14 protein-coding genes are annotated in these 14,068 nt (G+C 39.4%); all 14 read right to left on the minus strand.

Annotation, left to right across the window (positions count from 1 at the left end; genetic code table 11):
• Positions 1-215 (minus strand): T7SS effector LXG polymorphic toxin (locus DXB43_RS14570; protein WP_147343699.1); only part of this gene is annotated, 215 nt, incomplete at its 3' end.
• A 17-nt stretch (positions 216-232) separates the two neighbouring features.
• On the minus strand, positions 233-505 hold the full coding sequence (locus DXB43_RS14575) for a hypothetical protein (RefSeq protein ID WP_117901610.1): 273 nt from the start codon (positions 503-505) through the stop codon (positions 233-235).
• 12 nt (positions 506-517) lie between these two features.
• Positions 518-997, minus strand: a complete 480-nt coding sequence (locus DXB43_RS14580) for a YwqH-like family protein (protein ID WP_117699188.1) — start codon at positions 995-997, stop codon at positions 518-520.
• A gap of 33 nt (positions 998-1,030) precedes the next feature.
• Positions 1,031-1,345, minus strand: coding sequence for a DUF4176 domain-containing protein (locus DXB43_RS14585; RefSeq protein ID WP_117699189.1), 315 nt, complete (start codon positions 1,343-1,345; stop codon positions 1,031-1,033).
• A 26-nt stretch (positions 1,346-1,371) separates the two neighbouring features.
• The gene (essC, locus tag DXB43_RS14590) at positions 1,372-5,556 is read right to left on the minus strand and encodes a type VII secretion protein EssC (protein WP_117842352.1); all 4,185 of its coding nucleotides are present in this window, start codon (positions 5,554-5,556) and stop codon (positions 1,372-1,374) included.
• 1 nt (position 5,557) lies between these two features.
• Positions 5,558-6,646 carry a type VII secretion protein EssB/YukC gene (locus DXB43_RS14595; RefSeq protein ID WP_117699191.1) on the minus strand — a complete coding sequence of 363 codons (1,089 nt, stop codon included), beginning with the start codon at positions 6,644-6,646 and terminating at the stop codon, positions 5,558-5,560.
• A gap of 44 nt (positions 6,647-6,690) precedes the next feature.
• The gene (locus tag DXB43_RS14600; protein ID WP_147326062.1) at positions 6,691-6,921 is read right to left on the minus strand and encodes a hypothetical protein; all 231 of its coding nucleotides are present in this window, start codon (positions 6,919-6,921) and stop codon (positions 6,691-6,693) included.
• Entirely contained in the window at positions 6,890-7,309 is a 420-nt protein-coding gene (locus DXB43_RS14605) for a type VII secretion EssA family protein (RefSeq protein ID WP_117842353.1), read from the minus strand. The genes DXB43_RS14600 and DXB43_RS14605 overlap by 32 nt, the downstream gene beginning before the upstream one ends.
• A gap of 85 nt (positions 7,310-7,394) precedes the next feature.
• On the minus strand, positions 7,395-7,697 hold the full coding sequence (locus tag DXB43_RS14610) for a WXG100 family type VII secretion target (protein ID WP_158552129.1): 303 nt from the start codon (positions 7,695-7,697) through the stop codon (positions 7,395-7,397).
• Positions 7,698-7,716: 19 nt separating this feature from the next.
• A complete protein-coding gene (locus tag DXB43_RS14615) occupies positions 7,717-10,185 on the minus strand; it encodes a hypothetical protein (protein WP_117699195.1) in 2,469 nt (822 codons plus the stop codon).
• 651 nt (positions 10,186-10,836) lie between these two features.
• Positions 10,837-11,094, minus strand: a complete 258-nt coding sequence (locus DXB43_RS14620; protein WP_117699196.1) for a hypothetical protein — start codon at positions 11,092-11,094, stop codon at positions 10,837-10,839.
• A 53-nt stretch (positions 11,095-11,147) separates the two neighbouring features.
• Positions 11,148-11,585: a hypothetical protein gene (locus DXB43_RS14625; RefSeq protein ID WP_117842355.1), complete on the minus strand. Its 438-nt coding sequence runs from the start codon at positions 11,583-11,585 to the stop codon at positions 11,148-11,150.
• 843 nt (positions 11,586-12,428) lie between these two features.
• Positions 12,429-12,719: a hypothetical protein gene (locus DXB43_RS14635; protein WP_117699367.1), complete on the minus strand. Its 291-nt coding sequence runs from the start codon at positions 12,717-12,719 to the stop codon at positions 12,429-12,431.
• 14 nt (positions 12,720-12,733) lie between these two features.
• Positions 12,734-14,068: hypothetical protein (locus DXB43_RS15200; protein WP_158566003.1), on the minus strand; the 1,335-nt coding region annotated here is incomplete at its 5' end.

Raw genomic sequence — 14,068 nt, forward strand, 5'->3', positions numbered from 1 at the left:
TCTATCGTATCTTTTATCATATTTGCAAGATTCATATGATAATCCCACATATAGCTTCTCACATGCTCTGCTGCCTCTCCGTGCATCTCCGACATGGCAGCAATCTCTACAATACTGCTTCTTACCGCATCTATCTGCTCTATCCACCGGTCAAGCTGTGCCAGAATCAGTTCCCGAATGCTGGTAATTTCTTCATACTTTACCTGAAATCCCATAACTTTCTCCACTCCCCCTATTTTGTCTTTATCATTTTCATCAAAGAAGCTTCTGCATCAACCAGTTCATCACGCAGTGTGAGAAGCTTCCCGGCATCCTGCGTCAGGAGGCTCTGATAATAACTCATCAGACCAATTAACTGTGAAAAGCCTGCCCGGTACGCTGTCATGGCATCCATTGATACATTTAAATCCGGAACTGTAAGCTGCTTTCCTTCTACCTCACCGGATACCGTCGAAAAAGAATGTACCTTTGATGTATAAACATTGGTATCTAATTTTATCAGCATAATGATGCCCTCCTAATTAGTATGTTTTTCCAGCCAGTTGCAAAGACTGTTCCAACTGCTCTGCAGCTTGCCGATATACTCATTCTTATTGTAGATTTCATTCTCTCTTCTTGTAATCTCATCACAAAGTGCATCCAGATCATATCCCAGATTGGTACAGACATTTCCGTATTCTGTTTTCAATGCACTGGAGGCAGAAATTGATGCATTATATAAATCTCCACGCCAGCCACTGTCTAATGTATATTTATCCTCAATACCATCCTTCTGGTTTCTCAGCGTATCTATGGCTGTCTCAAGTCTCGTTTTCAGTTCCTTTAATGTATTAAGTGTCCCCTCCATGGGAGCCAGACTGCTGCTTTCTAACTGCAAACTGCTCTTTACTGTGTTTAACTGCTGTTTTACCTGATTAATCTCCGCTGTACTGGTTGTACTCTTCTTTGTTGTTGAACTTCCTTTACTGCCGGAAGAGCTTTTCTTCGTCTTCGACATTTATCCTTTCCTCCTCATCTCTCCGACGCCTTCTTATGCTTCCTGTTCTTTCTTCAGCAGCTGCTCCTGCAGCACACTCAGATTGTTTTTAATATTTTCCTGCATCAGCTTCTCGTCTTCATCCTCATAACCGCGATATACTATTTTCTGAATATCCTTATGCTGAAAATATAACAGTGCATCTCCTATAACCCCTTCCGGATAGGTACACGCTCCATAATCAAAATATCTTTTTTCACCTTTGACTACTGCAAATGCACCTCTTGCTATAATCATAATTTTCTTTACGCCACCTTTAAGCTGCACAATACTTCCTAACGGCAAAAACTCTATATTTTCCTGTTCCATCTTTTTATCCTCCTGCTTATTTTTCTTTATTCTTCTCTGTCTTCACATTTCGGTATGCGGATACGCACATATGCTCCATTATGGAAAAGCAGACCATCACTTAACTGCGGCAATTCCTTTGCTGCAACTGTTCCAAAAATTCCTGTAGAACCAGGGTTGCCCACCAGCAGACCATCCGTAGTTGCTTTTGCAAATTTGGTAATCTCATCAAATCCTTTTAATTTACCGGAATTGGCTGTAAGAATAAATCGGATTCCACTGGACAATGCCCCACTCAATATCGGTGCCAACAATACAGCTTTTAATTTCGTTGCCTCTACAAAGTCATCCCACTCATCTACCACGACATAACATGCATCCAGTTCCTGAACCAGACGGCGTGGTAACTGTTCCGGATGTTCCTTCATCTTCTGCTGCAGCTGCTGATTTCGTGCAGTCACCAGTCCCCCCAGTTCCATAAGAAACGCATCTATTCCATCTGCTCCGATATAATGAATCTCATCTCCGGACCTGTAATGATATAGTTCCATATCTTTCGAGTCTAATAAATATACTTTTCCTCTTCCTGTTATCTGTTCTAAAATAACCTTTAATGCATTCGTCTTTCCTCTTGCAGTCTCACCCAGAATTACAAATGGTGTTGTAAGACCTGCCGGAATACATTCCGGCAATACACTCTCTTTATTCAGTCCCAGCCAGATTGCCTTCTCTGCAGCGTTTTCTTCTGCTGTATGCTGTTTCTTTATCATTTCCATAAATGTTCTGATATTTAACTCATCCGGCAATACCGGGATTCTCGGTGCTACAGTATCCGGATAGCATGCATTTATCTGCTCAATACAGGCTTCTATACCCTGGTTATACTCCAGTTCATCTGTAAATGCAGTCATGACATAGACCTGCATGACACTTACCAGTCCATTGTATTTTATAAGTGTCCGTCCCTTTATCTCTGACTGTGAATAAGAACTTCGTCCCACAATTACATGCAAGTCTGATTCATCGAAAAGATAACCTGCCACTTTATTCTTAAAATTGTTATATGTAGAATACTTCATGGCATTACTTCGTGTTGCTGTTGCTGCCATATATATGCCAAGTCCGGTACCATCTCTGGATAATTTCTGGAAAAATTCTTCCGCTTCATATCCCAGTTCTTTGACCACATCATAATTGTCAATAGCAATTACTATTGCTTTTAATGTCTTTTCTGCCACCTGATTGTATACTTCAAAATTCTGTACCATCCGTTCTGCCAGTAATTTTTTACGCCGTTTTATCTCTGCCTGTATAAGATTGCAGAATTTACGGAATCGTTCTGTATCATCAAAACTGATATAGTCTGCCGTATGATGCAGGCGGTTCAATGGAATCAATCCACTGTTTCCAAAATCCAATATATAGAAGTTCAGATTCTCTACCCGGTTATGCATTGCCAGTGACAACAACACGGTTGTAAGAAATGCTGTTTTTCCATAACCTGCGGAAGCAATATATAAGAGATTTCCGTCTGTGGCAAAATCAAGCTGGTACTCCACCTGCTGCTGTTCTTCCGGAATATCTATCTTTCCAATCCGTGCAATCAGATTTAATGCATTTCCTTTCTCTGCCTGCTGGTCCGATACAATCTGTTCCGGCAACGGTGGCATCCACGGCCGTTTTACTTCCACGGTATCCATTGCCTCATATACTCTGTGGATATAATCTACCGTAGCATCCAGCTGCGTCATCATATTGCCGCCGGAAGCATGTTCATCACTTAAATCTTCATTTATCAGTTCACCCTGTCCAAGGTCATTCACCAGATAAACTCTGTCATCTACTTTTTCCTCTTCCTTTTCACTTACATAAGAAGCTCCACTCCATGCCGACTGGAATAATTCATAGATTTCATTATTTCCAACCTGAAGATAAGCTCTTCCGGGGATTGTAATATTGGCGGCATCCGGTGTCTTTAATATTTCTTTACTGTCTGCCTCATTCTGTACCATAAGTGCCAGTTTAAACTTGGAGTTTGTCCAGATCTGGTCATCTACAACTCCGGTTGGTTTCTGTGTTGCCAGTATCAGATGCACACCAAGGCTTCGTCCGATTCGCGCCGCCGATACCAGTTCCGTCATAAAATCCGGCTGTTCCTTTTTCAGCTCTGCAAACTCATCACTGATAATGAATAAATGCGGCAGTGGTTCCTTTGCCTCTCCATTCTGGAACAGCTTATGATATGCATTGATATGATTCACATCATAGCTGCTGAATATTTTCTGTCTTCTTGCCAGTTCACTCTTAATTGATGCCATGGCACGCATACTCTGTGCTCCATCCAGATTGGTGATTGTTCCCAGCAGATGCGGCAGATTCCGGAATAATCCTGCCATTCCACCACCTTTATAATCAATCAGTAAAAATGCCACCTCATACGGATGATAATTGACTGCCAGAGACAGTATATAAGACTGGATAATTTCCGATTTACCGGAACCTGTCGTTCCTGCTACAAGTCCATGGGGACCATGGGCTTTTTCATGCAGATTAAGATTGACATAATCTTCCTTGGCTCTTACCCCAAGCGGAACAGCCAGGGACTTTGCTGCATGATTTTTCTTCCATCGTTTTGCAATATCCAGTTCCTCCGGATGCTCCACCTGATACATTTCAAAAAATGTAATACTCTCCGGTATCTGTGCACTGATTCCCTGCATATGCTCCAGTGTACTTAAATTTCTTGCCATCCATTCCAAATTTATACCGCTGGTATCTGACAATTCAAAGGAAAGATTTTTCTCTTCCTTCTCTTCCATCAGAAGTGTTGCCTGACCGGAATTATGAAGCATAACTATTGTACCGATATTCTCAGGCAGATTTGCTCTCATATTTGTGGTGTAAATAATAGAAAATCCAAGGTTATCCCCTTCTTTATCCAGATATTCCATAATAGAATGGTCCATAATTAACTTTGGCTCATCTATAATAAATATAAGATGCGGCAGAAAACGGCTTTCCTTCTTACTTTCTTCTAATTTGTTTTTCCGGTTCTTAATCATCTGATGCAGGCTTCCAAGAATCTGGTCTCTCTTCCGCTCTGAATTTACAGTTCCCACTACATTTACCGCATGTATCCGTAAATGTGGATACCAACGCATCCACTGGAAATCAGCATCAAATCTGTTATTATAAATTGTTACGATTTCAAGGTCATGATAACTCTGAAAAAAAGTAAGCTGCGCCACAAGTAATTTCAATTGCTCATGAATAACGCTTTTCTCTCCCACCAGTCCCAGATGTGCTTTCTTTAAATCTACTACAACAGGCTGTTTCATCTTTGAAAATTCCCGCTTCAATTCCTGTGCTTCCAGTTCCAGCTCATCCGGTTTATCCTTTAATTCATCCGTAGAAAGGCGAATACGGAAATGACAATCTGCCATTACCTGTCCCAAAGATACATTCAGGAAATCATCATCATTAGAGCTTCTCTCATAGATTCTTGGACTGTACTGCCCAACCATCCGGGCAAGCTCCTTTACCTCCGGATAATTATAGTGATTTGCCTCTTCTTCATTCTGATATGCTGCATATATTTCCTTTCTTTTCTTTAACAGATATTCCCGATATGTTTTCTCCCGGAGCCTTTTATTCTCCTGACCTTCCTTACGGTCTGTTATATATTTAACCACCGTAAATATTGTTGTCATCACTGTGCCTGCTGCTGACATCAGCACATATAAACCACGCTTCATTAAAATACTGATTCCTACTGTCACACACAGCATCACAAGAGGCGGCACAATAAGTTGTACCAGACTCTCTTTCTTTCCATTCTGCTGTTCTTTTGGGCTGGTCAGACTAATTTCCAAATCCGGTATTCTTTTAATGATTCGAGGAGAACGTTTATACTTCGGATATCCTTCAAATGGAATTTCTTTTTCTTCCAGTTCCAATAATCCATCGGTATTGATATTCACCGTATCTTCGCATTCCACCTGTACACTTTTTTCCAGGAAGATAATTTTTCCCCGGGAAAAGCTTAATTCATCTCCATTGTTTATCTTTCCTTTACAGGCGGCTTCCCTTCCGTTCCAGTATATGTTCTCATAACCTTCTATTGTTACCTCATCATTCCTGACCCATAGCCTTGCCGGAAATCCTTCAATTCCAAGATTTCCATTTTTTCCGTCTATTGTAAAATTCTCTGTTCTCTGAAAGCTTCTCTTCATGCTATTCTTCCTCGGTATCGTATTTTTCCATCAATGGCTGCATCTTCTGTGCAATTTTCTCCAGCTCCTGTGTTTTCTCTTCTCCACTGAGACTGCTGTCTGTCTCTATCATGGATTTCTGTTTCATATAAGCATAAAGCAGCATTTCATCATCGGACTGCTGCATGGCAATATCAATTGCCTCTGAAATGTCATTTCTTCCAAGATATATCCAGTACTCCAATCTGGCTGGCGTCTCCTTTAAAGAAAGATTGCTTATAATATTCTCTTTCTGCTGCTGTGTCAGATTCTCACTTCTCACATAGGAATTGGCAAGAATATATTTCTGATATATATCCATATCTTTTACCGATATTTCCTGCATAGCATCCACACAGGATACATAATCAGCGGAAATATAGGCATTTTCTGCCGCAATTACTGCATCCTTATATGGCTCAGTACGGATGAAATCAACCAATGCATAGACCGCCAGTACTATTGCCAACAGCAATACCACAACAAACGATGCCTGCAATGTACGATACCGTCTTCGGTTCAGAAAAATCATTTTCACAGACCGTTCTGTCTCTATCTCCTGCTTACGCTGTTCCAACAGTCTGACCAGCTCTTCTACGGATTCCACCTGCCGTACCTTTTGCAGTATGCCACCCTTTAAAAGCTGCATTCCTCCCTGTACATAATCCGCATAACTGTACTGTTTCTGTAATGCATAGCCAATGAGTGCTTTATATTCTTCCATCCATTTCTGTTCATCATATTCTCTGTCTTCCCCGCAGATATCTCTCTGTTTTACATAGACCAGATGATTCCTGTCGTAATAAAGATTTTCCGGCTCTAATGTAAAGTAATATGATTTCCGGCATGCTGCCAGTAATTCTATATTTTCCAATACCGCCAGTCTTGTGGTAATATCTTCTTTTCGTATCTCTGTCATCGGTGTCAGTGCTTCCAGATTATAGGTTAAAAGCAGTTCCTCCCCTTCTTCCTCTATTTTCACTGCAATAAGACCTGTATCCGGATACATTAATTTCTGATAATCAAATATGCCTTCCGCCTGTAATGCTGATTTCTTTATTCTTTCTTCCATCTTTTCTCTCCCGTATCTTATTTTCTTCTGTCCTCTGTCTGCCTCTACTGTATGCAGAGAATATCTCCATCATAAATACTCTGCTGTTCATAGTTCTTATTCATGTCCAGAAATCTTCCCCTGCGTTCAGATTTCATTTCTTGTACCTCTTCCTGTGGCAGTTTTCCCGCTTCCTTTAAAATAAGCATGGTATCTATTATTTTCTGCTGTGGATTAACCTGTATATCTTCCTGCCAGCTTCCTTCACGATTCATAATTGTAAGTGTGAGCAACATTTTTCTTCCACCTTCCCTGTCTTCTCTTCCGATATTGCAGCAACAGCAGAATTCCCACTGCCAGCAGAATTCCGCATGCCGGAATCCAATACGCATCCAATGATGCGGTTACTTCTGCCTGCTGCTGCAGCTGCTGACTTCCTGTTGTTAAAAATAATTGTTCTTTTACAGCCTCTTCTTTTCCGGCATTTTCATCCATTTTCTTTATAAATACCTGTTCCTTTGTATCCTCATAGCTGCGTTGTTCCTTCTGCTGGTAATCTTTTACTTTTTCTTCATAATCATCCGTAAATACATCTGCTCCGTTTACATCCGTCAGCGACTGATAGGTCTGCGACCGGTTCTGCAGTACCGAAGGATTAATCTCTATTTTAGAATTATCTGTCACTTTACTTCTCCTGTTTCTGACAAAAGTATGGTCTTAAGGGATAGAAGAATCGGAAAGTCACAGGATGTGGCTTTCCGATTCTCTATTACATTACTCCAATCTTTCCGGCAATTTCACGGTCAATGTTCTGCATAGATGTAGATACATCACGTAACTGCTGTGCAATGGATGTAATTAATTCTGCAGTTGCAGAAAAGCTAGGCTCTAAGGAACTGAACTGATCATAAAATGCCTGACTGCTCTGTCCTGCCCATTCATCGCAAAGTGTAGAAACCATATTACGCATGGTACTTACTACCTGCTGGAATTCCTCACATCTTGCATCAAATTCATTTGCCTTTGTCTCCATCTGCTCCGGACTAATCCGGATGTTGTTTACATCTGCCATTTCTTTTGTCTCCTTTACTTTATATTGCAACGTCTTTCGACGGGTTGCTCTGTTCCTTGATTCTTCTGTGATAACTTCTGGCATAGCTTCCTAATATTCCCACCGCCAGAATTCCTAATATTCCATATAAAAGATATTCCACCCAACGTGAACTCTTCTGTTGTTCCCTGCTGCCGGTAACACTTTTCTGTGATACGGTATGATCCACCTCATCCTTTAAACGCTGGTAATCGCTGACCTGCAGCATCTGCGTTGGTTGTGCCACAAATTCATATACCTGTGTATATTCCATGCTTCCTACTCTTGTATAGGGAAGCTTTGCTGCAAAATCTGCCAATGCCGTCTGATTCTGACTGCTTGTAGTATTCTTCACTTCCTTTGCCGAAGCCAATGCATCTGTAACTGCCTGATTGGAAGTTTCTTTCGCTTCTTCCATGTGCTGCTGCAATGTCAATATATTTTCTGAAGTAGTCTGATACAATTTATCTGCATAATCCACATAAGACTGATTGCTGGTGTTGATTTCCTGCTGCATAAGTGCAGCATTTTCTCTCATGCTGCTCACGCTGTCATTCATCACTGTGGTATCCTGTCTTGGATGAAATCCATTTACGCTTCTTTGATAAGAATTAACTGCATCCTGTTCTTCTTTCTGGCTATTTTCTATCTCCTTTTTCACGAAATCTGTGCGGTCTGCCAATGGCTGTATACAACCACTCTGAACCAGACCCGTAATGCCATCCACATCAACATTCTTCTGTGCCGCCACATCTGTCTGCATCGCATCACATAAAAGCCCGGTGTCTCTCAGCAAATCACGAAATCCCATCCTGCTGCCATCCCCGGTCTGCCAGCTTCCCTCAAATACCGGTAATGTATAATCTTCTGTCGTAATCTGTTCCAGTGATGCCTTAAGATATTCTCCCAATGCATCCACATCTCCCGTTACCTTTAGCTGCGTCTCTGTCTGTGCAACCGGCACTTCTCCATCCAGATATGCCTTTAAAAATTCCTTTGTAGAGGCATACCCCTGTTCTGTCAGAAATTCCATGATTTCTGTATCTGCATCACACTGTTCAAATATTTTTTCTACCGTAACCGCTGCTTCCGGTTCTTCTCCAGTATCTTCGCCTTCGCCTGATTCCGGTTCGTTTTTCTCTCCTTCTTCTGTTTTGCCTTCTTCTGTTTTGTCTTCTCCGGTTTTATCCTCTTCTCCGTCCCCGCCATCTGAATCTTCCGGCAGCAGAAATGCCTTTAATATTTTGTCGATATAATTCTTGTTCTTTACATTTTCTTCAATTGCATTCTGTTCCAGTGCAATGGTAATAACCGGCGGTTCTTCCATTCCTTCTACCTGACTGCAGGTCAGTTCATATGCTACTGTTCCATCTTCTGTCTCTGCTTCCTTCCATTGCAGTTTCGGCAGCTGAGCCTTCATTTCTCTGCCATAGGAATTCAGGTTCTGTATTCCTGCTGCTTCAATTCTCTGATTATAGTTTTCAATGCATTGCTGCAAATTCGTATCCAGTTGTTCTGTCACATTTTGAATCTGTGCAATCTGGGCAAGACGGCTGTTTTGTTCAGCAGTCTTTTCTCCGTTATATGCAAGCAATGTATCCTGCAGATTTCGAATCCCATCCCGATATAAAAGTTGCCCGTCTGCATCCGAAAGTAAATTGATTTCTCCTACGCCTTCTGATATTTCTTTTAAGGAACTGACCAGTTCATTTCCTGCTGTTCGCAAATCACTTAACTGTGCAGAAGCATCTGACAGATTTTCCCGATATGCACTGTCTACTGCCTGAATCAACTGCGCATTTTCCTCTGTATAATCCGAAATATCTAACGGTATTGTAGTGTCTTCCTGCTGTTTTAATTCCGGAACTGGAACCATGCTTACCAAATCAGATGCCTGTATTCCCTGTATTGCTTCTTTATCTGTAATGTCATTATTCATAACCATTGCAGATTCATCCTGCGCCGCATGAAATTCATCCATTATGTTACATAGATACATATATGTCATCTGACTGTTCAGTTGTTCTCCAAACTGAAGGACATCACCTAAAAGTTCTTCTCTTGCATCTGCTGATACATCTTCACTGACTGCATACTGTAACTGCGATGCCGCCGGAACTGTATTTAAGCTTTCAACATTTTCCGAAAAATCTGATGGAATTATAATATAAGCACCATATCGCCCTTCTTCTATTCCATTTCTGGCATCTTCTAATGAGGTATATATGAAATTATCATTTGGAAAATTTATGATCTGCTCCCCATAATAGACTTGTGTATTACCATCCGATATGCCGGTATCCAGATTCACCACTGCCACTCCCTGTGACTCCACTGTTCTTTCTACTGCTGTATTACCTGTCTGTAATGTAGTGTTTCCATTTATCTTACCGATTCGATATCCGGTAAAACCGCTTGTTCCCAGCAGCGTAATGCACAAAAGAACAGTTATTACTTTCTTCCGTTTCATATCCTCTCTCCCTTTTCTTTTGTCTTTGTCGTATAGATTTTTTCTCTTTTTTTCGTAAATGTCAACCAAAAATATTCGACCTCATTTTCCCTTTATCTGTTCCTCTTTTTTTCTCTCCTGATTTTTCATTTTTCCTTATTTTCCGGGCATTTCAGCATACTTTTTCTAAAATTAGCAGATGATTAATTTCTATATCATTTTAAACTTAATTTAATCTGGTCGAATAAAAGTCGAAACAGTTTTCTCTGAACATCAAAGCAGTTTTTCCTTTTTTGTGTAATCTGCCATCTTGCTACTCGCGTAAACTACAAGAAACGCATTGCTTCCATAGCACCAAGTGCTATGGAAACAATGCGTTTAAAAATTATCCTACTTAACATATCTTTTGATTTTTAGCGTTCCAATGAAATGGAGGCGTGATATTAAAATCAATTCTTAATACATCTACTTGTACCTGTTTACCGTCTAAATTTACTAACTAATCCTTTGGCTACTATACGCAGACAATTTTTGATATATATATCCGCCCCTTCTCCACTCAATAAATTTTCTCTATCTTGACTATCATATGCTTGTGCAAAGAAACTTCCGCAGGGATATTTCCCCATATCCGGATCCTTTTATACAAATAATATATTTCTATATCAAGGATTATATTTTTTTATATAATTCTGCCAACTCCACCAACTCCATACCTAAATAATCTGAATAATCCCATGAGTCAATTATAATTCGAGGATAACTCAAAATAATATTTTTCTGTCTGCTACTAGTTTGAAGTTCACTCAATATAGTTTGCAACTGAACTATATTTCTCTCACTTTGTCCCTCTTTTACTTTTTCTATTTCTTCCTTTACTTTCTGTTGCAACTCACCATTTCTTTTAATGAACTGCTCTTCTAATGGCATTTTATCAACTCCTCCAAATTTACTTCAGTACATTTTCTCTATATTCCAAATATTTACTTACAACTCTTTTCTCCTCCATTTAATAACTCCCTTATGTCTTTGACTCTTTTTATACCCTCAGCATTCTTCCTGTATAACTTACCATCTTTATAAAAATAAAAATTAAATTCATTTTTTAACAAAACAGCCTTTAGCAAATTAATTGCTTCTTCAATACATTCTGTACTCAGATGATTTTTAAATTTACAAATTCGCTGCAAAGAATTAGATGCTTGTTCATCATCAAAAATTGATATATCAAATAGTGTTATATCATTTTCTATCACAATTCTATAATTATGAGGATAATACTTGTATTCTAATCTAAAAAAACCTCTGTTTTCAAAACTGCATATTGCTTCTGTTTTTTCGATATCTGTACCAAATATTTTACACATATATGAGTCAAACAGCTCAACATATTTATTATAAAAACTACTATCTAACCGCATGCCAAATTCCCCCTTCATCAACAAACTTATAACCATTATATCGTACCAGTGAAAAGCAGTGATTATCCGATTATGGCTACGGTACTTCACTTATGGGAAAGTATCTGGAAGATTTCCTTCTTACTACCAGTATGAATGCAGGAATACTTATTATACTTAAAAGTATTTGGTTTTTATTATCAGTAATAGAAACTACTGTCAGTATTATTTGTAATTGTCTGTGTTTATGAGACCTATGCGTTTTTATTTCTCTAATGCTCATAAATCATCTGAAAGTGAAACTTAATTACGAATTAAATCTTGAAAACACTGGTATTCTTACGGATTTCATTGAGCATCTGACAGTTACGGAAAACAAACTCAATGAAGCCTATAGTTTATGATATGGATACAGATAAATGGATTTTTTTGCTGGAAACCTCGTAACGAAATTGAAGGGCAATTTTTAATACATTTTTCTCAAATCTATCGAATATGAGATTTCCCAGCTTTATCAAAACATCAGTTCTGCGGAAAGCATATTTTTCTTTATCAACGGAAATAATGATACTGTAAGGCTTTCCTACATTGTACGAAAACTTTGTCCGACATTTTGGTCTGGATAAAATGATTAGGATACACAGAACTACAACCCTTTCAATTACCGCAAAAAAGATGAAAATGTCCAATTAAATTACCGCTTTTTTGACCGATTTTTATAATATAAATACCGCTATTCAATGCAAAAACACATCATCTCCACAGCACCAATTGCTATGAAAACAATGCATTTTAAGTCTAAAAATACAATGTTCAGTTTTGATTTCAGATGTCCTTATGTGGAGACATAATTAAAATAATATATTACCATTTTTGACATTCTTTGCTATAAAACAAATCCACATCAGATGCCGCATCGTACAACGCTTTTATAGATGCCAAACTGTCATATTCTGAAATCCCTCTCATTGTACCAATAAGTCCACCTTTAGAAGCAGGTAATGTACCATCCCGTAATTTTTTTATTACGACTTCAATTCTATTTTCATAATTATTTAAGTATTGACTTTTTTCATCATCTACCATTTTCTTGGCTTTATCAATTTCTTGTACTAATAGTTCCAATTTTTTTAATAATTCTTGTCTTTTATCCATAATAGCAATCTCCTTTAATTTGAAAAACTTCTAATCTCTGTTATCCAATCTGTATCAAATTGATTAAATAAATATTGAACTCCACCACCTGGTCTAGGGTCTGCAATCAATAATTGTTCTCTCGCAGTTCCTACAGCATACTTAACCTCCGTTCCAGCAGGAATTCTCGCAACTTTTACAGTATTTCTGTTTCCCCAATCTTTTGATAAAGCCAACTTATCCATATAATCATTCAATGTTGTAATTCCATTTGCTTCATCAACCGTTGTCCAGTAACATAAGGATGCATCTGGTGCGTCAGAACTATACTGCACTAATATTAAATCTTTATCTACTGTTGTCCTTATTTCATAACCATCATTAAAATTGGCTAATTCCCTATCAAATTTATAAGAATAATCTATTGTCGTTGCTGTGTTTCTACCACTCTCCCCTACATTTCCCAACTGCTGCGGTCTTTTTACGTTATTTACTACTTCCAGCTCTGCCTCACTGAGCGTTCCATATGTTGCTATTCCGGTTAGTGAGCCAACTACAAAGCCTGCCAGTGGACTGTTGGTTGCTTCTGTCATGCTCTTTTCCACATAGCTGCTGGCTGCCATCGTCAGTCCCTGCTTTGCATACTCTGTTACTACGGCCCTTCCTATGGATGTTCCTGCACTTACTGCTGCATTTGCTGCCATTCCTCCGGTCAGTATCAGGGAAGCAGCGATTGTCAATACATTTCCTATTAAATAATAGAGGTCCGGATTACTGGCAAATACTGTATCACGGATTGGATTAACCGATACCATTCTTGGGTCTCCTGTTACTCCTGCATAAACATCCTGACCACCTTCTACTGTATTTGCACATCCATATGCAGCTGTGCCTAATCCAATTGCTGCAACTCCCACTGTAGCCACTAAAGGAAGAGCCATACCACAGGTTGCTACGACAAGCATTCCTCCCAGAATCATGGTTCCGACTCCGACAAGTGTTTTCACAATGCCTTCTTCTGTTCTCAGTCGGATAGATTCCTGCCACTGCTGTTGCTGCAGTTCATAGAACTCCTCACAGGAGTTTACCCTGTCCTTCACCTGCTCGAGATATGTACTTAACATTCCATCCATCATCTGTGCCAGTTGGAAGGACTCTGTTGCATTCACAACCGATGCATCATATGCACTGATTGTAGCACTACTGCCACCTAACTGTCCACCAATAATACTGCGAAGATAACCTACCATCATATCGATGGGATACATGTCTGCATGGCTGTGTGCCTCTTCATATTCCCCTATCTGTGTACGGACATTCTGCACTCCGGCAAGCGCATTGTCAAAACAGCTTTCCATACAGGTTGTAGA

The organism is Roseburia sp. OM04-10BH (assembly GCF_003462605.1).
Classification (GTDB): domain Bacteria; phylum Bacillota; class Clostridia; order Lachnospirales; family Lachnospiraceae; genus Roseburia_C; species Roseburia_C amylophila.